Annotated in this window: 18 protein-coding genes; 13 read left to right on the top strand and 5 right to left on the bottom strand. The window is 49.9% G+C overall.

Features of this window, described 5'->3' with window-relative positions; genetic code table 11:
• Positions 1–108: 108 nt before the first annotated feature.
• Complete coding sequence (locus tag IPL32_11435) at positions 109–4,014, bottom strand: BON domain-containing protein (GenBank protein MBK8466434.1); 3,906 nt, start codon at positions 4,012–4,014, stop codon at positions 109–111.
• Positions 4,015–4,058: 44 nt separating this feature from the next.
• Here IPL32_11435 and IPL32_11430 point away from each other — a divergent pair, with 44 nt between their 5' ends.
• From IPL32_11430 to IPL32_11395, 8 genes are read left to right on the top strand one after another with little or no spacing between them, the layout of a single operon-like run.
• On the top strand, positions 4,059–6,212 hold the full coding sequence (locus IPL32_11430) for an alginate lyase family protein (GenBank protein MBK8466433.1): 2,154 nt from the start codon (positions 4,059–4,061) through the stop codon (positions 6,210–6,212).
• Between the two features lies 1 nt (position 6,213).
• Positions 6,214–8,145, top strand: a complete 1,932-nt coding sequence (gene asnB, locus IPL32_11425) for an asparagine synthase (glutamine-hydrolyzing) (GenBank protein MBK8466432.1) — start codon at positions 6,214–6,216, stop codon at positions 8,143–8,145.
• A 3-nt stretch (positions 8,146–8,148) separates the two neighbouring features.
• A complete protein-coding gene (locus tag IPL32_11420) occupies positions 8,149–8,805 on the top strand; it encodes a class I SAM-dependent methyltransferase (GenBank protein MBK8466431.1) in 657 nt (218 codons plus the stop codon).
• A gap of 5 nt (positions 8,806–8,810) precedes the next feature.
• Positions 8,811–10,154 (top strand): oligosaccharide flippase family protein, encoded by a 1,344-nt coding sequence (locus IPL32_11415; protein ID MBK8466430.1) that lies wholly within the window; start codon positions 8,811–8,813, stop codon positions 10,152–10,154.
• 2 nt (positions 10,155–10,156) lie between these two features.
• Complete coding sequence (locus IPL32_11410; protein MBK8466429.1) at positions 10,157–10,936, top strand: methyltransferase domain-containing protein; 780 nt, start codon at positions 10,157–10,159, stop codon at positions 10,934–10,936.
• Positions 10,937–10,955: 19 nt separating this feature from the next.
• A complete protein-coding gene (locus tag IPL32_11405; GenBank protein MBK8466428.1) occupies positions 10,956–11,774 on the top strand; it encodes a methyltransferase domain-containing protein in 819 nt (272 codons plus the stop codon).
• The gene (locus IPL32_11400) at positions 11,771–13,240 is read left to right on the top strand and encodes an O-antigen ligase family protein (protein ID MBK8466427.1); all 1,470 of its coding nucleotides are present in this window, start codon (positions 11,771–11,773) and stop codon (positions 13,238–13,240) included. Before IPL32_11405 ends, IPL32_11400 begins: the two co-directional genes overlap by 4 nt.
• Positions 13,241–13,244: 4 nt before the next feature.
• The gene (locus IPL32_11395; protein ID MBK8466426.1) at positions 13,245–14,414 is read left to right on the top strand and encodes a glycosyltransferase; all 1,170 of its coding nucleotides are present in this window, start codon (positions 13,245–13,247) and stop codon (positions 14,412–14,414) included.
• A 228-nt stretch (positions 14,415–14,642) separates the two neighbouring features.
• Here IPL32_11395 and IPL32_11390 read toward each other — a convergent pair whose 3' ends face one another.
• Positions 14,643–15,005: a septum formation initiator family protein gene (locus tag IPL32_11390; protein MBK8466425.1), complete on the bottom strand. Its 363-nt coding sequence runs from the start codon at positions 15,003–15,005 to the stop codon at positions 14,643–14,645.
• Positions 14,974–16,365, bottom strand: coding sequence for a phosphoglucomutase/phosphomannomutase family protein (locus IPL32_11385; protein MBK8466424.1), 1,392 nt, complete (start codon positions 16,363–16,365; stop codon positions 14,974–14,976). The genes IPL32_11390 and IPL32_11385 overlap by 32 nt, the downstream gene beginning before the upstream one ends.
• 508 nt (positions 16,366–16,873) lie before the next feature.
• On the opposite strand from IPL32_11385, the gene IPL32_11380 reads away from it, so the two are divergent.
• From IPL32_11380 to IPL32_11360, 5 genes are all read left to right on the top strand, one after another.
• Positions 16,874–18,907, top strand: a complete 2,034-nt coding sequence (locus IPL32_11380; GenBank protein MBK8466423.1) for a radical SAM protein — start codon at positions 16,874–16,876, stop codon at positions 18,905–18,907.
• 192 nt (positions 18,908–19,099) lie between these two features.
• Positions 19,100–20,404, top strand: coding sequence for an aspartate aminotransferase family protein (locus IPL32_11375; GenBank protein MBK8466422.1), 1,305 nt, complete (start codon positions 19,100–19,102; stop codon positions 20,402–20,404).
• Between the two features lie 26 nt (positions 20,405–20,430).
• Entirely contained in the window at positions 20,431–20,706 is a 276-nt protein-coding gene (locus IPL32_11370) for a hypothetical protein (GenBank protein ID MBK8466421.1), read from the top strand.
• 31 nt (positions 20,707–20,737) lie between these two features.
• Complete coding sequence (gene hydA, locus IPL32_11365; GenBank protein MBK8466420.1) at positions 20,738–22,117, top strand: dihydropyrimidinase; 1,380 nt, start codon at positions 20,738–20,740, stop codon at positions 22,115–22,117.
• 71 nt (positions 22,118–22,188) lie between these two features.
• Positions 22,189–23,547 carry a beta-lactamase family protein gene (locus tag IPL32_11360; GenBank protein ID MBK8466419.1) on the top strand — a complete coding sequence of 453 codons (1,359 nt, stop codon included), beginning with the start codon at positions 22,189–22,191 and terminating at the stop codon, positions 23,545–23,547.
• A 43-nt stretch (positions 23,548–23,590) separates the two neighbouring features.
• On the opposite strand, the gene IPL32_11355 is transcribed toward IPL32_11360, so the two are convergent.
• On the bottom strand, positions 23,591–23,899 hold the full coding sequence (locus IPL32_11355; GenBank protein ID MBK8466418.1) for an antibiotic biosynthesis monooxygenase: 309 nt from the start codon (positions 23,897–23,899) through the stop codon (positions 23,591–23,593).
• A gap of 18 nt (positions 23,900–23,917) precedes the next feature.
• Entirely contained in the window at positions 23,918–24,694 is a 777-nt protein-coding gene (locus IPL32_11350; GenBank protein MBK8466417.1) for an SDR family oxidoreductase, read from the bottom strand.
• Between the last annotated feature and the right edge of the window lie 86 nt (positions 24,695–24,780).

Genomic DNA, 24,780 nt, shown 5'->3' with positions numbered 1-24,780 from the left:
GTCGTTAAGCCTGACTCTATACTTATGTCGGGCTGTATGCAATTTCGTATTTTGATCGATCAAATTAAAGAAAAAGTACCCGGTAGCTAACGGTCGGACACGACGGCGTTACTTTGTGCGATCTGGAAGAGGACTGTGCAAAGGCAGCGCGAGCAGATGTCCTCGGTAAACGAAATAGACCTTTCCGGCGGGTTCATCGACCCACATGCTCATGCTGTTGAAGTTGATCTTTGGGATGCGCAGGACGGGCTTGAAGCCGAAGGCCTTGATGTCGTAGATGCCGACCTGTGTTTCCTTTTTCTGAGGATCATAGATCGCGGCCCAAAATTCATTTGGTTTTGATGTTTGCTGCAGGGCGCGAAATGTTTGCTGTGCCAACGGGCGAAATTCTCCCGCGATCGGCTGAACGGCACCTGTCGCGGGATCGACCAGCATCATACCGCTTGGATCAGCATCGTCGGGTGCCGCATCTTCTTCTCCTGCAAAATACTCGCCTTCGTAGTTGTAGCGGTCGTTACGGACAACCAGAAACTTGTTAAGGGTTGAGATGTAGGCGGTCGGAACAGGCTGGCCGTAACCTGGAATCTCGACGGCGAATTCCCTGTTGGTGACGAGATCGATGCGAACAACGCCCTCGCCGACTTCGGGATCGGACTTTGAAGCGATCACCCAACGGCTATTTGGCGTGATGACCGGATGTTGATAATAACCCTTATGCAGCTTTGTCAGCTTACCGCGAACAGCTTTGAATAAACCTTCTTCGGATGTTCGGATCTCAACATCGCTTGCTCTGGCTTTCCACTGTTCACCGGAAGGCTGCACGGAAAGAGCATCTCGAAGAGGTACGAACTCGACCTGCGGAGGCTGCGCGGCACTGCCCGCGACACTGCCGTCGGCGACCTTGTACCAACCGTAACCGTCGTATTGACGTTTATTGATCGCGACCAGCAAAGCGGCTCGGCGAGGTAATTGATCTTCTTCGCCGCTGTCAGCTTCTTCAGAGGTTTCTGAGTAGAGATTCTCAAGGTCTGCCTTAAACTTTTTGCGGACAGACACGTCACTGGCAGCAACGCGCAGATCGCTTCCCTGCGCCCAAACGGTTTCGGCATGAAGATCGTCCGAGGCAAGCAATATCTCTAGGCCGGGAATATCGCGGCTAAGGCCGTATTTTAATGCCGCTCGCGTTAGTTTTAGATCGGCAAAATATTTATCGAGTCCTGCAAAAAAAGCTGATGTCGATCTAGCTCCCGGCCCGTAACCGCCTGTGTTCGTATAAACGCGGCGTCCGCCGTTGCGTCCAAGCATTAACAACTCTTTCGCTCCGCAATATTCTCCGCCGCAGGTGAGAAACGGCGCGAGTTCGTCCACTTTGTTGGTTGTAAGATACGATTTAATATCCTCAAATTCGTACTGTGTCAGGGGCCTTTCGCGATATCGCGACTCGTCCTCGTCCCAGCTAAAAATGGCGCGGTCTTTGTAGATGCGAATGTAATTGCTGTCATATGAATATATGCCGAGCAGGCTGTCGTCTTTTTTCACCTCGTCCTGCAAGCGTTTCTCAACAGCCTTGATCTCGTCATCATTGCCACTGCCGGCCCAGCCATTATAGAGAGAGTCATTGCCTACACTTTGGAAAAGGTTCCAAAGGAAAGGAACATTCTCTTCAGTCGCGCCTTCGACAAAAAAGGCACTCGTTGCCCCGAGTATCTTTGCCTTGTTCGGATGCCGCGCAAGAACATAAGCTCGTGCCTGGATTGAATCTTCAGATTCGAGGTATCGTTCCGCAGCCGTCTGAAGTATTTGTGACTCGGCTTTCAAATTTTCAGCGACCTTTGCAACCGGCAGCGGCGCGCGTATCAACCTCGCACAGGCCAGCATCGCAGTCTTAGTCTCCGCATCGCTGCTTTCAAGAATGGCGTCAAAGCCCATTGCATCCTCAAGAATACAAGCCGCCACACCGACCGCAACCGGCTTACCGGTTTGAAGATTATACACATCGGCAGACAACGTCTCGCGCAATTCCTTACGCCTACTCAATAACTGCACGATCATCGCCGTATCTGCCGCATCACGCTTCAAGTCGAGCAGCAGCAGCACACTAAACAGCGGATTTTTCCATTTGAGTATCAGATTGCGATAGTTCGTCGCCATCCGTTGATCTTTTGTATCAAGCACCTCGATCCGATCGACAATCGCCCGCGCGAGCTCGTCGGATATTTCAGAAGCCTGTGAGATCTGCGCACCGAGAATGATACTGATTTCAGCGGGAGATATTGGCTTATCGACTCTGCCAAATAACACCTTTGTCACCGCCGCAATATTTGCCGGCATTACGGCATCGTCTGCATCCGGAATTCTTTTGACCGCAGCATCAAGAGCTTCCATTTGCTCTGGAATAGAAAAACCTCCGCATTCGAGAATTGCACTTATGACGCTGTAGCGTTCGTAAATATCAACTTCAGACAATACTCGCCTCAACGCTGGAACAGCCCGGCCGTCCTTTTGTTTTGCAAGAGCAGCAATTGCTGATTGGCGATACGGAAAGGAAAAAACCGGCGGACCAACTGGCCTAACAGAATTTGCCGCAGATCGACTAACATTGGCAGCCGGGGCACCATTTGTGATGTTGAGTTTATTATTTACTCTTTTTACGTCAGCTTCCATAGCGACTTTCATCACGTCAGCGAGCCGGTCTTTGGCAACCGTACCCGTAAGCGTAACTTCTCCATCGGAAACAGAGACGTCAATCCCGCTCAAGCCAAGTTTCATAAGTCCGTCTTGTATGGCCTGTTTAACTGAAGTTTTCTCCACTTTTTCATCAAGCAGTTTTATCAACCCAGGAACGCTTTCGGGAATTTTATGTTCGGTGAGTTTTCTTATCAGCAAACTGCGAGTATCGTTCAGCCAGCCGGAATCTGAGGCCCACTTTGGATCTTCGAGCCACGGCAGCATGGATTGAATGATCTCCCGCTGCATTTCGACACTCGGATTGCCGTTCAGCGCGGTCACAAGATTGTGGACGGCCGCGGCTCTTACTAACGGATTCGAGGTCTTCTCGAGCAAAGCGATCATTTTAGGAACGTATTTTTCAGGCGGCGAATACATCACGAGCGTTGTGAGCATCGAGTATCGCGGCATATTGACCAAGGTCTCGTCCTCAAAAAGCGAGAATGTCCAATCGTCACGTCCCGGAAAATCAGGCCCGTGCGTCAGTGCATCATTTGCCATATCGCGGGCGCCGTCCGGCAGCGAACGGTTCTCAACGATCCGCATCAACTCGCTACGATAACGCTCAATATCCCCTAGAGAACCAGTTTCGAGCGCACGCTGGTAAAGCGCCCATGTAGCAAGGGACTTCGACACAGGCTGCGAGCTGTCGCTGTAAAGCTGAGTTATGACCGGATTTGCCTTATCAAAATCGTGCCGCGTCAGGGCGAGCAAAGTTCTTTCGTCATTCGGTCCGACATAACCTGCGGTGTCCTTTATCCCTTGCGAGGCGCGAGCAAGGTCGCCGCTAAAATGAGGACTGTGCAACCGCAGCCATTCCTTAAATTGACTGCGTTGACCTTTATCAATGCCATCTTCGGAATCAGCTCGGTCGTAGAGTTCCTTGATCGTATCGATCGTCGTTTTGTTATCCGGCAGGATAGAGAGAATCTGCGAGGCAAGCTCCGGTTGTTTTGCCATTTCACTGGCTAACCTTTCGACCGTTCTGTCCGATGGCCGCGCCCGATAATTAAGCTCCCCACGATAATTCTGTGCCTGGTGTGTCCAGTAATCTATCAGTTCTTCGATAGGTGCATTATCGCTGGGCGGATTGTTTTTGTCGTAGAATTTCTCATCGCGCTTCGCTCCATTCACCAACGGATTTGGCGGCGGCGGAGCAGGCAGGCTAAGCAATTTAATAAGGATATTTTCTTTTGCTGCTGTTACAGAGATCGGAGGGAAAAGAAACAGCAAAAGCAACACGAGCAGCGAGGCACAAAGGGCGATGGCTGAAATGAATCTTTTCATCGTAATATGCAACTGTTAACGGACATTTTATGAATACCGACTGAATGATGCGATTATATACTTTTGTCGGCTCGACGCAAGCAAAAATACGATCGCTGACGATGACCTTTTCAAGCAAGATCAGAACGCTTTTTCGCGGCGACGTGCGGTTTTCCGACTTGCCGCGTGAAGCCCTGCGTCGAAAAAAGGTCATTGCTCATCAAAAACAAGAACGCCGCGACCTCGAAAAATTGCACGATGCTCAGGCAAGGCTCACAAATCAATTTGCGTCCGTTTCAACATCTGAATTGCTAACACATTTTCGGGAGAGAACTGTTTCGTTTTTTCCGATAAAAGAACTTGACCAAATTGCAAAGCTGCAGTCGGAACATTTCCCTGCTGAAACTGCTCACCTTATCGCCGACGCCAACCAGATCGTCCAACAATCACGTTGGGAACTTGTCGGTCTAGGGGCTTTTGAGTTCAAGGCAGAAAACTTCTGGCGGTGTGATCCGATAACCGGAAAAGATTGGGGACTGGACTATCACGCTGACGTCGTCACATATAGCAACGACGGAGCAGACATTCGCATTCTGTGGGAACTGAATCGCTTCGGCCACGCGGTCACGCTTGGGTGTGCATATGCAGTGACCGACGATGAAGTTTACGCAGAGATATTTTTTGCGCATGTCGAAAGTTGGATGCGGCAAAATCCTTACGGACGCGGCGCAAATTGGAACTGCGCAATGGAAGTCGCTTTGCGAGCGATCAACCTGCTTGCCGCTTTTGATATCTTTCGGAAATCAAAATCACTTTCCGAAGAAAAGCTCGCTTTTATTTTGAGACTTTTCGATCAACACGGCAGATTTATTCTCGACAATAACGAATTCTCATATATATCGACCAGCAATCATTACTTGTCTGATGTTATCGGCTTGTTTTGGATCGGTACGCTGATGCCGGAATTGGAACAAGCCGCAGAATGGCGCGATTTCGGTCTTCGCGAGATGCTTCGCGAGATAGACAAACAAATCTTAGCCGACGGCGCCGATTTCGAGGCATCGACTGGTTATCACAAATTTGTGACCGAGATGTTTCTTTATACTTGTATTCTCGCTGCGCGGGCTGGGATCGACTTAGGGCCTCTCGATGTCTATTATCTCAACCAGATTCGCAAGATGCTGTTTTATCTTGACCGTATCATTCAACCTGACGGGCTAATGCCTTTGATCGGCGATGCTGATGGCTCGCAGATCATTCCAATGATAAGACGTGACGCCGATGATGCGGCATATCTGTTGTCGTTGGGCTCGGTTCTGCTGAATGATGCGGAACTCAAGCTCTCCGAGATGGAACCGGAAGTCCCGTGGTTATTTGGAGAAAAAGGGCTGTCGGACTTGAATGAAATGGACAACTATGAGCCGTCACGTTCTGGCAAGCTTCAAAATGCCGGAGCGTATGTCATGCGTGACGGTGATTTGTATCTGCATTTCAATGCCAACGATTGCGGCTTAAACGGACGCGGATCGCACGGGCACAATGACGCTTTGAGCATTGAGATCTCGGCATTTGGCCGTCCGTTTATCATCGATCCGGGCAGTTATGTTTATAATCTTGATCGCGAAGCACGACACAGATTTCGTTCCACCGCATATCATTCAACGGTTATGGTTGATAATCAGGAACAGAACACAACTGTTTCTGAACTTCCTTTCATAATGGGCAACGAGGCACGGCCAATTGTCGATGAATGGCACGCGTCTGTCGAACTTGATCGTGTTTCGGGAAGGCATTTTGGTTACGCTCGGCTGACGGAACCAGTGATGCATCGTCGAACCGTCGAGTTTCACAAACAAGATCAATATTGGATGATCGAGGACGCACTCACAGGTAAAAGCAGGCATAAATTCAGCTTTTCGTTCCATCTTGCGCCGGGAATTAGCGTAAGTGAGGTTGATCATGCGACCGTCCAAATCGGGGACAATGATGGGCGAGAAATGCACATTCGAGCCATCGGAATTGATGCCAAACATGAGATCGATCCTGCATTCGTATCGCGCAACTACGGCCATAAGGCAAATTCTTCGATCCTTAGATGGACTGTCGACACCAACGCTCCTTTCACTGTCCGCTTTTTGATCGTTCCGTCCGGTCCGAATGAAAATGACGCATCAAGATTGGAGTTGCTGCAGCGGTTGACCGACAATATTGATAACTAATATGTGCGGAATTGTCGGAATTTGGGAATATGCGTCGAGTGAAGGCCGCATTGAGTTGCCGCTAGTCGAAGCGATGCGCGACACGATGCCGCATCGCGGACCGGACGATACAGGCGCTCATATTTTTGATAACGGCAAAGGAGCGTTTGGATTTCGGCGGCTGTCGATCATCGATCTTTCTGCCGCCGGACACCAGCCGATGCGCGGCTGTGAATCGCGAAACATTTGGCTGGTTTTTAACGGCGAGATATATAACCACGCTGACTTGAGACTTGATCTTGAAAAGCGTGGCCATGCATATAGATCAAAGACCGATTCCGAAACGATCATCCATCTTTACGAAGAGAAAGGCATAGATTTTGTCCACGAGATCGAAGGCGATTTCGGCATCGCGTTGTGGGACGAACAACAAGAAGAGCTTTCTCTCTATCGAGATCGCATGGGCGTCAAGCCTTTGTATTTTTACGTCAAAAACGGCCGCATTATTTTTGCGTCTGAGATAAAAGCGATCCTCGCTCATCCGGATGTCGAGCGTGACGTAGATGAAAGTGCACTGTCCGATTACCTGACATTTTTAACGACGCCCGCGCCGCAGACACTGTTTAAGGACATTCAAAAACTGCCCGCGGGCCATCGTCTAATTATTAACCGCAAAGGCGACGTCAAGATTGATCAGTATTGGGATGCATTACCGCCGAATGACATTCCAAAACGCACCGAAGCCGAGCATATGGATGAGATTTTGCGGCTGCTTCGTGCGTCGATAAAGAAACGAATGATGTCCGACGTTCCGTTCGGAGTTTTTCTGTCGGGAGGCGTCGATTCGAGCGCAAATGTTGCCGTGATGTCCGAATTGATGGACCGTCCTGTAGATACATTTACGGTCGGCTTTCAAGATCATACATACCTCAACGAACTCGAACAGGCTCGTCGCATTGCCAAGATTTACAATACAAATCATCACGAAGTCATGATCGGCGATAAAGAATTTAACGACTTTCTGCCGGAACTTGTTTTCCACCAGGATGAACCGATCGCCGACCCTGTCTGCGTCCCGCTGTTTTATGTATCAAAACTCGCGCGGGATTCGGGAACAACGGTCGTGCAAGTTGGCGAAGGTGCTGACGAGATATTCTCGGGCTACGAGAATTATGTCCGAAACATACGAATGTACGACGGATTTTGGCGTTATGCTGAACGAGCTCCGTCTATCTTTCGAAAGGCAGTTGGAAGTTCGGCCCGCAAGCTTCTTAACACTTCAGGAAAGCAAAAACTTTTGATCGAACTCGCACGACGGCTCGAAAAAGGCGAGCCGATGTTCTGGGGCGGAGCGGTTGTTTACGACGAATCGATAAAACCCAGCTTACTTTCGCAACGAATGCGTTCAAGCTTGAACCGCCATTCGTCATTAGCGACTGTTGAGAAATATCTCAACCATATCGAAAACGAACGTCCTTTGTCTGACATGCTTTCGCGAATGACGTATCTCGAATTGAAACTGCGCCTTCCCGAATTACTGCTGATGCGCGTCGATAAGATCACAATGGCGACTTCTGTCGAAGCTAGAGTTCCGTTTCTCGATCATCATCTTGTCGAATACACGATGGGATTGCCGAGCAATTTAAAAGTGCATGGCAAAACAGGTAAGCACATTCTGAAACGCGCCCTCGAATCGATCTTGCCACACGATCTGCTTTACGCAAAAAAACGTGGTTTTGGTGCTCCGATCCGCGAGTGGTTTCGTACCGCAACTGGCAAAGAATACACTGACAGTCTAATGAATTCTCCGATCTGGAAGCGTGATTACTTCAACCGTGATTTTGTCGAGCAAATGCTCGCGCAACATCGCAGCGGACATTCCGATTGGAGTTTTCATTTGTGGGCTTTGCTGAATTTAAGTCTTTGGTATGAACATTGGATCGATCCAAAATAAAACATGACATCCTCTTCACAGCTAGCTATCGACCATTGGAATAAAACCCCTCTGTTTATCTCGGAGGAGGAACGCTATGGCATTTATCCATGGCTTCAAGAAGCTGCTGAGTTCAAGCATCACAACGGCGAAAAAGTTTTGGAGATCGGCTGCGGTACAGGCTGCGACCTGCTGCAATTTGCCAAACACGGGGCACGCGCCGTTGGTATCGACATTACTCCCGAACATCTGCGACTCGCCCGTGAACGCGTCGGATCGCTCGCCGCGGTTGGACAGGCCGAGGCGACTTCGCTGCCGTTTGCCGATGGCTCGTTTGATTATGTTTACTCGCATGGCGTTCTGCATCATATCGACAGGCCGCGTCTTGTCGTTGACGAGATATTTCGGGTTTTACGGCCGGGCGGACGCTTCAATATTCAGGTTTATGCGTTATTCTCTTATTTTACGCTGCTGCGCATTCTACAGCATGGCCGTGACTGGAAATTGTGGATCGAAAACAGCCAAGATCCTGTTCATATAGATTTTTACACGGCGAAAACGCTGCGGAGTTTGTTCGCTCCAGCTACTTTGAACATACGCAAATTTCATTGCAGGCCTGTGCCGGCGATCGCGCCATTTGCGGGATTCTTTTTGGCAGCAACGGGCCGCAAACCAGAATAGACATTTTGAAAATAGATTCCAACATAATTGAGACCGAAGCTGCGATACCTCGCCAGCGTTTTTCTCATCAGGTCGCTTGGACGCTCGGAGCAAAGATCACAATTGCGGGCGGCAGCATGCTAGCCGGCGTTATCGTCGCCCGCTGGCTCGGTGCGGCAAGCGTCGGCATATTGGCGTCACTTAATGTAATGTCGCTGCTGGCGATCAGTTTTGGCGGCATCGGACTATCGTCGGCAATAACCTATCTCGTTGCCCGCGACCGGCCTAGGATGAAAGCGGTGATGACAAATGCCGTTACCTTTGCTTTTGTCGTCGGAGCGATTCTCGCACTTGGCATCATCGTTCTGACATTTGTTAAACCCGGACTTTTTGGTGATATTCCGATTCAGTTGGTAACGATAGTCGCTCTTTCGCTTCCCTTTCAACTTCTGACTTTGTTTTGCCTCGCGGCGTTTCTCGGCTTGGGCGACATCAAACGATATAATGTGCTCGATCTTTTGTCGCAGTCGTTACTGTTCGTTAATCCGCTCGTCCTGCTTGGTCTATTTGGCTTCGGGCTGTTTGCTCTCGTCTCGGCGAACGCCGCGACTACAGCAATTCTGAGCCTCCTAGTCCTTCCGGTTTTGTTTCGCTCCTCGAAAACCACACAAGCAATTAGCCTTCGTTTCGACAAGCCGCTGATGGCTGAAATGCTTCGATTCGGCTCAAAGTTCTATATTGCGATGGCCTCATCAGTGATAATTCTGCGCGCTGATCTACTGCTGGTGAATTATTTTCGCAGCAGTGCCGAAGCGGGCGTCTATGCAGTAGCCAGCCAAGTCGGAACCCTAATGATGATGGTTCCCGGTGTAATCTCGACCGTTCTCTTTCCTCGCGTTACCGAAGCACGCGAAGCAAGTGCCGATATGACCTGCCGCGTCACGCGTCACGCAGTTTTGATCATGTTTGCAGTTTGTCTCGCCGTTATTCTGCCGGCTTTTCTGCTTCCGCTATTGTATGGCCAGGCCTTTTCGGATGTGCCATTTCTGGTTCTGATACTTTTGCCCGGTGTCTATTTTTTGGGCATTGAAACTGTGCAGGTGCAGTATTTCAGCAGCATCGGACTGCCAAAGGCCATCCCATTTTTTTGGGTTTTCACAATGGCGGTAAATGTTGTGCTCAATCTCATTTTCGTGCCTCTTTACGGAGCATACGCCGCTGCGGTCGTTTCGAGTATCTCTTATATGATGATGTTTGTTCTGGTCGCGATCTACTTTCGAAAACAGACCGGAAAAATATTTTCCGAATCATTTCTGCTTCGCAGCGAAGAATTTCGCGGCCTCTTGAAATTGCACAAAGCCGCTGAATAAGAATGACCGATATTGAATTAAAAGAAAATCTCTGGGGCTATGCAAAACGGCTGCGTTTTGTATGTGCAGCTATCGAGGCCGGATTTCCCGGCAAGGCTCCGTCTGAACTGCGAATTTTGGATGTCGGTTGCGGTTCAGCCACTCAGCTTGGACTGCCTCTCGCCCGTCGCGGCTACCGGCTCACGGGCACCGACACGCACGAACCTTCAATCGCAAAGGCTCGCGAACTTTCAGATGGTATTTCAAATGCGAGTTTCATCTGCGGCACTATCGAAGACCTCGATGCCGAACCGTTCGAAGTAGTTATACTTTCCGAAGTTCTTGAGCATGTCGACGAGCCCGAAAAGCTCTTAAAAGCCTCGCTGCTGCAACTGCGCGACGACGGCCTAGTCATCATCACTGTCCCAAACGGCTACGGTGAATTCGAATGGGATAGCTGGGTTTTCCGCACGCTTGGATTTGAGCGTTTGGTCGATAAACTAAAAACGCAGCGAGTGGCAGGAAAAATTTCCAGACATGAAATGCCAAGCACCGAAAACGCAGAAAACGGCCATATCCAGTTTTTCACAAAACAGCGTCTTCTGACGATGTTTAACTCCTGCGGCCTTATGGTAGTAAATGAATGTGCCTCGACCTTAGTTTCCGGCCCGTTTGCAAGCTATAGTATCGGGCGTATTCCGGGCTTTATTGATTGGAACGCAAAAATTGCAAATATGCTTCCGATGACATTTTCGAGCGGCTGGTTTTTTGCTCTCAGACCAATTTCTGCGGACAAGAATTGATGCTTTCATCGCATAAGTTATGAAACTTTCGTTTACCGAATTCGATTCTGTCTATCAATCGTCCGTTGACGAAATTTGGCTGCATTGGAATGAAAAAATGCAGGCCGACATTGCGAAACACTGTATAGCTTGGGCTCCCGGACGAATGGATTTTCTTGGTTATCTGCAGGCTTCTTCTGTTCGGTTTTATAAGGCCTATTGCTCACTGATAGAAACCGGCGGAAAGACTGTGTGCGATGTCGGTGGATTTTGGGGCGTTTGGCCGGTTACTGCAAAAAAATTGGGATTTGACGTCTCAATGACCGAGACTTTGAAATTTTACGGCGAATCTTTCACGCCGCTTTTTGAGCATATAACCCAAAGCGGTGTCAAGATCTTCGATTACGACCCCTTTGTTCCTGACGCCAATCTGCCGCAGAAATTTGATCTCGTCACCGTGATGGCAGTGCTTGAACATTACCCTCATTCGCTTAAAACTCTTGTAGATAACTTAAAGCACATCACTGCTGGAAAAGGCCATATTTATTTTGAAGCTCCAAACATAGCGTATTTGCCAAAACGCATCCGGTTTCTCTTCGGGTTAACTCCGCTGGTAAATGTTTCTGACATCTACTTATCCGAAGCGCCGTTTATCGGCCATCACCATGAATTTACGCTCGCTGAAATGCGTGACCTTGCTCAGCTGAGCGGCCTAAAGATAATCAAGGAAGATCTTTACAATTATTCGCCCGCAGGTAAGGACAAGTTCATTTTATTTTACCCGTTTATTTCTCTTGCCTTTGCGCTTTCAAAGACTAGCCGCGAATGTATAGCCGTGCTGTGCGAAACAAAAAAATGAACCAGATCTCGAACGGCGAAAAATTTAGCACACTAAGCTTGCAGGCATCTTTATTCCTTATCGCTCTGTCCGCTCCGATCTCGATCGCCGCTACTCAGACAGCTTGGTCTCTCGCTCTTCTATTTTGGCTGATACGACTCATTTTTGTTCGCTCAAGATTGCGTCGTGTGCCATTTGATCTGGCCGTGCTTGTCTTCGTCGGCTTGACGCTTGTTTCTTCCATTTTCTCGTACGATCAGGAAATTTCATTGCGAAAAATGGTGCCGGTCTCGTTGGTCACAATTGTTTATCTCGTCTCCGAATACACCACAACTCGCCGACAACTTCACCGTCTCTTTGCTATACTACTGGTCTCGTGTTTCGCTTCATGCATTTATACTTTTGCCACACTTGCTGTCGGCAAAAATCTCAAACTCCAGAGTCTGTCCATTAATAGTCCTCTGAAGCAAGCCGGCGTAGAAACAGGCGACACGGTCCTCAAGGCGAACGGCATCAGCATAAGTTCGCCTGAAGACCTTTATACAGCGATCTCGCAGCATTCGATCGAAGGCTCATCTTCGATCACGATCTATCGTCACGAGCTCATCAAAACTTTTGCTCTTAATTCCGCAAACTTTACGTTCAGCGATCTTGGTATTCTCAAATGGTCACGCGGACGTGACACTCGGGCGGCAGGATTTTACGGACATTACGTTACATTTGCCGAAGTACTGCAATTGATCGCGTCGCTTGCTCTTGGTTTATTTGTCGCTCTGAACGGAAAGATATTTTCGCGAAACCGTATTCTCTTAATCGTAGCGCTGGCCGCGTATGGGCTCGCATTATTTCTTACGATCACACGAGCATCGTGGCTTTCGTTTTTGATCTCGGCAGGGGTAATGATCTTGCTCGGAACAAGCCGCCGGACAATTTTGATATGCGGGGTTATTTCGATACCGTTGGCGGTCGGCGGATTGTTCTTTCTACAGCAAAAACGTCAGGTCGGATTTTTTGACGCCGCGGACGGCTCGACGAGTTGGCGTTTGACGGTTTGGCGCGAGGGCTTTGATCTGCTCACGAGCAAACCAAGACACTTGGCTGTCGGCGTCGGAATGGATTCAATCAAAAATCATTATCGCGAATGGCATTTGTTTGATGACGGGCGTTTGCCGATGGGACACATGCACTCGACGCCACTCCAATTCGCTCTCGAACGCGGCTTCCCGACATTAATTGCGTGGATTATTTGGATGTTTATCTATCTACAAATGTTGTGGCGCAAGCTCAGGGAAAACAAACTCGAATGGATCGAACGGGGCATCCTGCTCGGCGCGTTCGGCGGCACAATCGGTTTTCTTACGAGTGGACTGGTTCATTACAACTGGGGTGATTCCGAAGTCGCTATGGTTTTTTATGTGATAATGGGCTTCAGCCTCGCGATCATTCGAAAAATTGACAACCCGCAACCCGTCGAGGTCGTCGCATAATCTTGTGCTCAAAGATCGTTCAATAATTTGCTTTGGCGGAGAAGATTGGTGGTATCATCATCCGCATTCCAAAAACCACCTGATGCGCATCTTCGCGCATGCCGGCAATAAAGTGATCTTCGTCAACTCGATCTCAATGGGCCTGCCTTCGCTAGGCCACAAAGACATCATGCCCAAGATCACCCGCAAACTAAAAAGCTACGCCAAGCTTGCCCGCACAACCGACGAAGGCATCACCGTCGTTTCGCCGGCGACGATTCCCTTCTATGGCAACGCCGTGACACGAAAGATAAATCAAAAACTTCTTGAATTACAGATCGGTCTTCTCGCCAAAAATAAAAAGATGTCCGCGCCGGTTCTCTGGATAGCGATCCCGACTGCCGCAGAGGTTATTGGCAAGATGAACGAATCGTGTGTTATCTACCAAGTGTCCGACAAATACGACGCCAACTCCGAGGATCACTCCGTAAATCCGGAAACGATTCGCCGCCTGCACGACTATGCGATCGAGAGGGCTGACATCGTTCTCTACTCCGGCCGCAAGCTGCTGGCCGAGGCCACTCACGGCCTCGAAAAATCCTATCTCCTCGAGCAGGCCGTCGATTTTGAACACTGGTCGCGTGTCAGCACGCCGCATTCCGCACTCCGCATTCCCCATTCTATAGCCGCGATTCCACAGCCGCGTCTGGGCTATTTTGGAGCTATAGATCCGTGGCTAATGGATCAGGAATTGATAAAAAGAGCGTCCGTTGAACGCCCCGAATGGCACTGGATATTCATCGGCAACTTAGCTCGCGGCACGGAACTGACTGGTCTCCCGAATGTCCATTTCTTCCCGTCGGTTCCCTACAACGAACTGCCGCATTATGCCGCCGGTTTTGATGTCTGCGTCCTGCCGTGGGAAACCGAACACGCGTTCACGAGCTACGGTTCGGCGATAAAGGTCCGAGAATACCTCGCGACTGGCAAACCAGTCGTCATCTCGCCGCTGCCCGAATACGAACCGATGGGCGACGTCCTCCGCATCGCGCGCAGTCGCGACGAATTTATTAAATTCATCGAAGACGCCCTCAACGAAACCGACCCAGAACTTGCACTCAAAAGACAAGCCGCCGTCCAGTCCGGAACCTGGCAAGCGAGGGCTGAATGGGTCAGTGGCCTCATCGAGCAGTAATAATCAAAAAAAGTTATTTAAAAGAGAAGTGCGGCCTGAGTTTGGGAACTCAAGCCGCGATTATCAGATAGGCAGACTGTAGGCCTTCGCGGAGATGTAGGCAAAAGGCGGATTTTCAAAGGGCAGGGCAGTGTGCCAGACGAACAAACTTCTCCGCGTTCGTTTAGTTCCCCGGCACGGAAACTTTTCAATGTTAAGAGCTACGCCTTTCGGCGTGAGCTTTTGCTCTTACTGAGAACTCTTCATAGCGATACCAATACGCTTTGCTTCGCGTTCGATTACGCGAGGATCACTTTTCAACGTATGTATCTCTTCCTGAAGGGCGACATTCTCGTCCATCAGGCTCTGTATCTGGGCAGCAAGCCGCTCATGCTGATCGGCCTCTTCACGCATTTCGGTAAACGCCCGAAAATTGATCGAGATTATCAACATCGCAAATATCGAAGCGACTATCACATAAGGCAACCAGCTCGGAGCCATTTTGTGATCGGCTTCGGCGTTCACTCGGCGGCGGCGTGCGGCAGTCGATCTGCTTGCTACACGTGTTTTGCCTTGCGAACTATCCCAGTAAATATTTGCGGCCTTGCTCAAGTAGCTCCTCCAGATCGTTTGCGTTTTCGCTCTCGGCGTATATCCTGACCATCGGCTCGGTGCCCGACGGCCTCATCAGCATCCAGGCATCGTTCCCGAAAAGGAATTTCACGCCATCCATGCGGTTTATATTTTCAACTTTTCGCCCGCCGATCTCTGTCGGCTCTTGTGCGAGCTTTCCTTTCAGTTTTGCGGCGACCTCAGGTGTTAATTTCACTCCGATGCGGCCCGATTCAAGCTTTCCGACGCGGCTGTAAAGCTCTTCTAACTGCTCTGTCAAACTTGTACCTCGCGCGGCGACCGCTTCGGCGGCTAAAAGGCAGGCCAAAATGCCGTCCTTTTCCGGGTAATGCCCGCGTATCGAAAGACCTGCGGACTCTTCTCCGCCAAGTATGATCTCGTCTTTATTTATCAATTCGCCGATGAATTTGAAGCCGACCGGCGTCTCGTAGAGTTTCAATCCTCTATCTTTTGCTACACGATCGACAAGGTGCGATGTTGCAACGCTACGTGCAACGCCTTGCGTCCAGCCTCGGCTTTCTGCTAAATAATCTGTCAATAGAGCGATCAGACGGTTTGGTGTAATAAACTCGCCGTTGCTGTCAATAACCCCAAATCTGTCGCCGTCTCCGTCAGTCGCTAGTCCGAGCGTGAGATTTTCGCTCTTCACCTTGGCTATCAATTCGCCAACGTGCTCTTCGCCTGGCTCAGGCGGCTGCCCGCCGAATGTCACGTCACGCCAATCGTGAAGTGTCTCGACTTCGAGACCGTGATCTTTTAGGCACTTATCAAGAAAACCTCGCCCCGTACCGTAGATAGCATCGTATGCGTATCGGCCTTTTGCTGCAGAGATCACGTCGAAGCGAATTTTAGTTTTCAAATCGTCCAGATAAGCCGGACGCGGATCAAAATCTTCTATCTTTCCGCCGGGTTTGTCTTCGGCGGTTGATCGGTTGACGACACCTTCCTCGATCTGCTTAGTGACCTCAGGCAACGCCGGTGCTCCATCAGCGGTCGAGAACTTTATCCCTTGATACTCAGGCGGATTGTGCGACGCCGTAAAATTCATCCCGCCTGCCGCTTTTTGATCGCGTATCGCATGCGATATCGTCGGTGTCGGCGTTGGCCCGTTACAAACCAGTACGCGGAGTCCTTTCTTTAAGGCGACCTCCGCCGCGACCGCTACGAACTTCTCGCCCATGAACCGTGAATCGTTTCCGACGATCAGTGTTTTGCCGTCGCCCGCTTCGTTAGTTGTCAAATAACTACAAATCGCTTCAGACACCAGTCGAACATTCTCGAATGTGAATTCATCGGCGATGATGGCCCGCCAACCCGATGTCCCAAAACGAATTGCCATTTATCTTGCAAGTTGTTAGCTTTGCTCTAGGAAAAGATTCCCAAAGTGTTAGGAAGCATATCACAGGTCTTAAACATATGTAAAGCACACAGGTGTATTTTTTTTAAATCTATAAGCGCTTTGCTTACAACGTTTAACAGAAATCTCTAAAGTGATGGCTACCAAAGGCGCTTAAACAATTTAGTTTTTTTCTCAATTTTTAGCTTAAATAGTGACTCGATAATTGCAGTTCGGCACGTGTATCAAACTGCTACAAAGTAGCTCTATAGCCGATAGCTGTCACAAAAAGATACACCGATAATCCTATCCCGCCTGCAACTTAAGCACTGTAAACCGTTTGATACTATTGGTTTACACATTGTTAACAACTTTACGCACAACGGCACGATTCTTGCTTGCTAATAGTAAGATTGACACCGTGCCACCTCACTCCCGCTAAATGGCTAACTCTTAGCTAGCACGGCAGAATAATTTTAATATTGAATTTATAGTTGGAGAAATCATAATCATGAGACCAGTAAAGCACTTTGAAAAAGGATTGACATATGTGGCAAGCGGCCTGTTCAATGCCGTTAAATCAGTTAATCAGTTCAAACCAAATCCATCATTCACGCCAAAATGGTCTGACAAGCCGCTGCTTAAATCGTGGCAAAAAACGAAGCCGACGCTTGGCTTCCCTCGTATGACGGACAGTTTGTGTCCAAACTGTGTCATTGAGGCGCGTGAGTCGATCATCAGTGGTGAGAAAGATGTGTCGTTGCTGGTGAATGAGAAGGTGGGCGAGATCAAGGCTCAGATCATTGAACGTGACGGACAAGTTTGGATGATCAAGGATTGCCCTACGCACGGCCATTTCGAAGACATGATGGCGATCGACAGCAAGTTCCTCCAGCACATCGAATCGCTCTTCCCGGGCCGCGACATCGAATCACACAATGACGAAAAGCTGCACAATCACGGCACGTCGTCCGTCAAGTACGGCCGCGGAGCGGTGCTCACGGTCGATCTGACAAATCGCTGCAACATGATGTGCGATCCGTGCTTCATGGACGCGAACCAGGTCGGTTTTGTCCACGAATTGAGCATGCAGGACGTTCAGGAGATCCTCGACAACGCGATCTCGATCAAGCCGCGTCGCCAGATGTCGGTTCAGTACTCAGGTGGTGAGCCAACTCTTTCACCGTACTTCCTCGACGCAGTGCGTTACGCACGTAAAGTCGGTTACAACTCGGTGCAGGCTGCGACGAATGGAATTGAGTTCGCGAAATCGAAAGAATTTTGCCGCGAAGCTGCGGAAGCCGGATTGAGATTCGTTTATCTGCAGTTCGACGGTATCGGCAACGACGCCAACTCGCACCGCCAGATCGGAAACTTGTTCGACGTCAAACTTCGTGCGATCAACAACCTTCACGAAGCCGGCGTTGACATCATTCTCGTAACGACATTGGTCAACGGTATTAATAATGACCAGGTCGGCACGATCATCCGCTTCGCTTTGGAAAATCCGAAGAAAATTTCGTTCATCGCGTTTCAGCCTGTGTCGTTCACGGGACGCGACGAACTGATCACCGAACAGCGTCGCCTGCAGCAGCGTTACACGCTGGCTCATCTGGCGCACGACGTTCACGATCAGGTTGGAATTACCGAACCTACGCGTGACTGGTTCCCGCTTTCGCTGATGGGAGCATTCGCGGATTTCGCTGACGTAGTTCACGGCCCCGAGAACGAATGGGGACAGGTTAGCTGCGGCTGCCACCCGAACTGCGGCGTCGGAACGGCGGTGATGGTTCACAAGGATACGAAGGAAATGGCACCCGTCCCGCAGTTCCTGAATATTCCGGGCCTCGTCTCAGACATGCAGCACATCACGGACACGAACCGCGGCAAATGGTTCTCAAACTTCATGATGGGCCTCGCGCTGCTCAAGAATTACAATCCTTACGGAGCTCCGCGCAGCCTAACGCTTTTTGGTATTTTCCAGAAGTTCGACAAGTCGTTCGGCCTATCAGGCAAAGATTACGGCAAGGTCGGCCCGGACCGCACGTTCGAGGACATCGAAAAGCGTCGTCAGGACCCTTGGAACTTCCTCTTCATCGCAGGAATGTGGTTCCAGGATCTTTTCAACTACGATTTCCGCCGCACCGAAATGTGCATCATCCCTTACGGCACGCAGGAAGGCGAAATTTCGTTCTGTGCCTACAACACCGGCATCGGATGGCGTAACATCATCGAGCACATGCACCAGAATGCGACCGTCGCTGAATGGTACAAGAAACAGGGCCGACACGAGGTCTTTGCACGCGGTAAGGAAGTCGAGCTCGGCGACAAATCGCACAACCTTATTCTGAATGAGGTCGATCTTACTCGTCCGAACAAGCCCGAGATGGAAGGCCCCAAGACCGCTGCCGAGGAAATGCAGATGATGCGTAAACTCTACAACGAAATGGTCATGGAAAAAGCCGGCATCAAAGGCGAGAATTTAGTTCAGATCGGCGGCATCAAGAAAAAGAATGAAGAAAAAGAAATGGCAATGGCGGAATAGCCTGGTGTCAGTAGCCCGCACGTAAGTAAGGGCTTTCATGAATAAAGAAAAGCCTCGTCGAGCAATCGGCGAGGCCTTTTTATTGCGTTAGTGATGCGTTTATTAAATCATTATTAAGAAATTTAGAGCTAAAGCTCTCGAAAGATCGGAAATTAGAGTAAAATAATTTACCAATTTCTGTTAAACAAAATTATGAACCAAGCTGAACAAAAATCTTCGTTAAAGAGTGCTATCGAAAAGCACAAGGAATTTCTCTTCCCGGCCGTGGCGACCTACTATCAGGAGCCACTTGCTCTTGTAAAAGGCGAGGGCGAATACGTTTGGGATGATCAGGGAAATAAGTATCTTGACGCCTTTGGCGGGGTGCTCACGGTTAGCGTTGGCCATGCTAATCCGCGGGTTAACGCTGCGTGGAAAGATCAGGTTGATAAGATCGCTCATATGTCGACGCTTTATGCCAATCAACCGCAGGGCGATCTTGCCGAGAAATTGGCTGAGATCACGCCGGGCAACTTGAAGAAGTCTTTCTTTTCCAATAGCGGCACCGAAGCCGACGACACTGCAGTGCTGGCGGCGAAGATAGCGACCGGCAATAACGAGGTTATCGCTCTGCGGCATTCGTATGCGGGACGTTCGGCGACGGCGCTTTCGAGTATCGGGCATCACACTTGGAAGCCGATAGCTTCGCAGGTCGCGGGCATAGTTCATGCGGTCGCACCTTATTGTTATCGCTGTCCGTTCAAGCTCGAGTATCCTTCATGCGGCGTTGCTTGTGCGGACGATGTCGAGGAACTTATCAAGACCACCACTACAGGAAAGATCGCCGGAATGATCGCCGAGACGATCCTTGGCGTCGGCGGATTTATCATACCGCCCAAAGAATATTTTCCGCGTGTCGCTGAGATCGTTCGTCGTCACGGAGGGCTTTTTATCTCTGACGAAGTGCAGGCCGCTTGGGGACGCACCGGCGATAACTGGTTCGGCATCGAACATTGGGGCGTCGAGCCGGACATCTTGACCTCGGCAAAAGGTATGGGCAACGGCGTGCCTATCGGTTGGACGATTGCAACGCCCGAAGTTGCTGACGCATTCCCCGGATTAACATTTTCGACATTTGGCGGCAATCCTGTTTCGGCGGCTGTTGGTCTGGCGGTTATCAAGGTCATTGAAGAAGACGATCTGCGAACCAACGCACGCGTCGTCGGTGATTACCTTTTGAAGAGAATGCTCGAACTGCAGGAAAAGCACGCGTGCATCGGTGACGTTCGCGGCAAAGGCTTGATGCTCGGCGTCGAACTCGTCAAAGACCGCAAAACCAGAGAACCAAATCCCGAAGCCGTCCTGAAAGTCTTCGAAGAAACCAAACGCCGAGGCGTCCTCATAGGCAAAGGCGGCCTCTACGGCAACGTCATCCGCACCGGAATGATGCTCAATACGACGACGGATACTGTTGATCGGTTGGTCGAGGCTCTCGATGCCGGATTTGCGCTTTGTTAGATTTTTGCCACAGAGGACACTGAGAAGTGGGAGACAAGTTTGTTGAATGTGGTAATCATGGAAAATCCAACCCGGCATTCATTTGCTGGCATTTAATGCACGAAGCGAATGTGGGCTGGAATGATGCAATTCAGGACGAAGAATCTCCGGATGATCCCTTTTATGGGTGTATCAAAGCACACTGCAATAAATGCGAGTCAATCGCGATTAAGACTACCGGTTTTGTAGAGCAATCATTTGCTAATATCCAACTCGTTTGTGAAGAATGTGCCTTAAAAATTAAGCGTGCGAATATGAAGTAATTCGCTCTGTGCCCTCTGTGGCTAATTTCTTATGAAAACACTTATCAAGAATGGCCGTATTGTAACGGCGGTTGACGACTATAAAGCAGATATTTTTATTGACGGCGAGACCGTGACGACTATCGGCAAGACGCTGGATATGGAGGCGGATGTTGTCATTGACGCTTCGGGCAAGCTTGTTATTCCCGGCGGGATCGATCCGCATACGCATATGGAATTGCCGTTTGGCGGGACGTATTCGTCGGACGATTTCTTTACCGGCACGCGCGCCGCGGCTCACGGTGGGACGACGACGATCATTGATTTTGCGGTGCAGACGAAGGGCGAAGCGATGACCGCGGGCGTCGATGCGTGGCACAAAAAGGCTGAGGGCAAGACGTGTATTGATTACGGCTTTCATCTCATCACGACTGATTTTGAAGACGGCGACGAGAAAGAAATGTATAAGCTGATGGACGAGGGCGTTACTTCGTTCAAGCTGTTTATGGCGTATCCGGGTGTGTTTCTGGCGGATGACGCGACGATCTTTCGAGCGATGTCCGCGGCCGGAAAACGCGGCGGCCTGATCTGTATGCACGCTGAGAACGGCATCGTCATCAACGAGATCATCAAACGCTTTTTGGCCGATGGCAGGACTGCACCGAAATATCACGCATTGACGCGTCCGACCATCGCCGAGGCCGAAGGAGTTCATCGTGCTATCGCAATTGCCGAAATGGCAGAGTCGCCGGTTTATATCGTTCACCTTTCGTGTACGGATGCTTTGAATCAAGTAAGACAGGCGAGAGATCGCGGCATTCCGGCGTTTGCTGAGACTTGTCCGCAGTATCTGTTCCACTCGATCGACGATTACGGCGACGGTTGGGAAGGTGCGAAATACGTAATGACGCCGCCTCTGCGTGAGAAGCACAACTGTGCCGAATTGTGGAAAGGACTCAAGATGGACGATCTCCAAGTCATCTCCACCGACCACTGCCCGTTCTGCATGAAGGAGCAAAAGGAACTTGGCATCAACGACTTCACAAAGATCCCGAACGGTGCTCCGGGCGTCGAGAACCGCATGAACCTCATTTACAACGGCGGCGTTGTCGAGCAGCGAATTTCTTTGAATAGATTTGTCGAACTGACCTCGACGGCTGCGGCGAAGATGTTCGGTCTTTTCCCAAAGAAAGGCACGATCGCGGTCGGTTCCGATGCCGACATTGTCATCTTCAACCCCGACACCGAACACACCTTTGGCGTTGAGAATGAGCATATGAATGTCGATTACTCTGCCTATGAAGGCGTGAAAGTAAAAGGCAAGGTCGAGACTGTGCTATCCCGTGGAAAGGTCGTCATTCAAAACGGCGAACACACCGGCAAGCAGGGCGACGGTCAGTTTTTGAAACGCGGAGTGTGTGTGAAGGTTTAGAAAATCGGAACTAGTCTACCGCGATTGCCGTAAGATTCTGCTTAAGAAGTTTTAGAATCCTAAAGTATTTTATGAAACCGAGTTATTTGCGGCGCCCAAGCGTCTTAATCCTGATATTTATGTTTGCCGCGACAGTAGCGGTGCGGGCCGACAAGGTCGATGATTTTGTCCGGGCAGCAATGCAAAAACAGCATGTGCCTGGGATTGCGATCGCGGTTGTTCGGGACGGAAAGGTAATAAAGTCCGCGGGATACGGGATGGCCAATGTCGAGCTCAATGTCGCCGCAACTCCGGACACCGTTTTTAAGATCGCATCTGTTAGCAAGCAGTTTCTAGCCACGGGGATAATGCTTCTCGTTCAGGATGGGAAGCTAAATCTCGACGACAAGATCAGTAAGTTTTTGGACGGCACCCCTGATACGTGGAAAGATATTACGATCAGGCACCTATTGACACATACATCAGGGCTTGTCCGTGAGGCTCCCGGATTTGATCCGCTCAAGATACAGAGCGATGCCGACGTGATCAAAACGGCCTACGCTTTGCCGCTGGTTTTCAAAACGGGTGACAAGTGGCAGTACTGCAATGTCGGCTACTTTTCGTTGGCTGAGATCATTCACAAAGTCAGCGGAAAGCCATGGGGTGATTTTCTGACGGAACGCGTTTTTGCACCGCTCGGTATGAACTCGACGCGAACCACGTCGATGACCGATCTGGTCCCAAACCGGGCAAACGGTTACGCATGGGCAAAGGGTAAATACCAAAACGCCGATATCTATTTTGCTCTTCGACCGAGTGGTGCGTTTCTTTCGACGGTTAATGATCTGGCAAAATGGGACGCCGCCCTTTACACCGATAAGTTTTTGACCAAAGCGACACGTGATCAGATGTGGGCGCCGGTCAAGCTGAATAATGGCGAGACATATCCATACGGTTTCGGTTGGCAGTTGGAATCGGCGGGAAATCATAGACAGGTTCGTCACGGCGGCTCCTTGCCCGGATTTCGAGCTGAGTTTACGAGACTTGTGGACGATAAGCTGTCGGTGATTGTGCTGACAAATGGGGACGGTGCAAATGCTGCCTCGATAGCCGCAGGCATCGCAGATCGGTATATTCCTGACGTATTGCCTAATCGATCGGTGGCAAAGGTCGATCCCAAAATATTTGATGCATTTGTCGGACAGTATCAGCCCAATCCGTCGAACCCGAATTTCATCGTCATCGTCACAGGCGAAGAACGCAAGTTGATGGTGCAAGAAGGCGCGGACGCCGAGAAACAAGAATTGCTTCCTGAGAGCGAAACAGACTACTTTATCGAAGACGAACCATTGCTTACATACAGTTTTATAAAGGGCGAGAATGGACTAGTTACCGAACTTGCCGTGATGCGTGGTAAGCAGCAGTTGGCCAAGGCGAAAAAGATCAAGTAGCGGTGAGCGTGTGAAGATCAAGATTTGAAACTTTCAACGCGGGTCAAGCCTTATTGGTGATCATTCTGGTCAGATTTATCTGCGGCGGCTCAGCCGCAACTTCTTCGACGACTTTAAAGAACTCTCCAAAAAACGGGGTGGCAAAATGTTCGTCGATAGCGTCTTTGTTGACCCACGTTTCGTGCCAGAAAAAGACGGTTTCATCTTCAATGGATTGATGGATGTCGTAATTAATATTTCCTGCTTCATTACGCGAATCCGCAACGATTGCGAGCGCAGCTGTTTTTAATTCCTCGATCTTGTCGGCTTTTACTTTTAGGCGTGCGATCAGCACAATTTTTTCGTCACTCATTTTTTCTCCAGTCTGTAATTATGCGGCGGTAAATCCGCCGTCGATCATGTGAATCGAGCCGGTGCAATATGATGATTCGTCGCTGGCGAGAAATAGTGCGAGGTTAGCGACCTCTTCGTTTGTGCCGTAGCGGGCCATTGGAATTTTTGAAATAATAAAATCATGTGCTGCGGATGCGTCAGCAGGATTGAATTGGGTTTCAAGCGAACGGATCATGCGGTTGTCAATAGGTCCCGGACCGATCGCATTAACCCGAACATTAAAGGTGGCTAACTCTAACGCCGCCGTTTTTACAAGACCGTAGACAGCGTGTTTACTTGCGATGTAAGGTGCCATTGTCGGTGAAGCTATCATCCCGGCGATCGACGATAGTGCGATCATTGATCCGCTGCCTCTCTTTTTCATAGGTTCGACACAATATTTCATCGACAACCAAACTCCAATTACATTAGTACGCAACACGCTTTCAAATTCATCCGTTGTAATACTTTCAATCGAAGCAAAATTGCCTTCGGTGCCAGCGTTTGCGAGCAGAATGTCAACACCGCCAAAGGCTTCGGCAGTAGCGGCAACAGCTGCGGCAGTTGCCTGTTCATTAGTTGCGTCTGCGACCGAGGTCGCCAGGTTGTCAAAACCCGAAAGACGCCCCCGTGTCTCTTCAAGTTTTTCTGCCGAGCGCCCAACGAGCATCACGCTTGCGCCTTCTTCGAGAAACCGTTTTGCCGTCGCCTCGCCGATGCCGCCGGTTGCGCCGGTGACTATTGCCACTTTTCCATCAAGTCTTTTCTGATTCATATTCTCTCCGACTGAAATGAATTTACCACAGAGAACTCAGAGGACACAGAGTTCAAATCAATTTTTGATTTCTCCGTGCTCTCTGT

The organism is Chloracidobacterium sp. (genome assembly GCA_016711345.1).
Taxonomy (GTDB): Bacteria; Acidobacteriota; Blastocatellia; order Pyrinomonadales; family Pyrinomonadaceae; genus OLB17.
The sequence above is the reverse complement of the archived record's forward strand: the minus strand, read 5'-3'. Positions and strand labels throughout refer to the sequence as shown.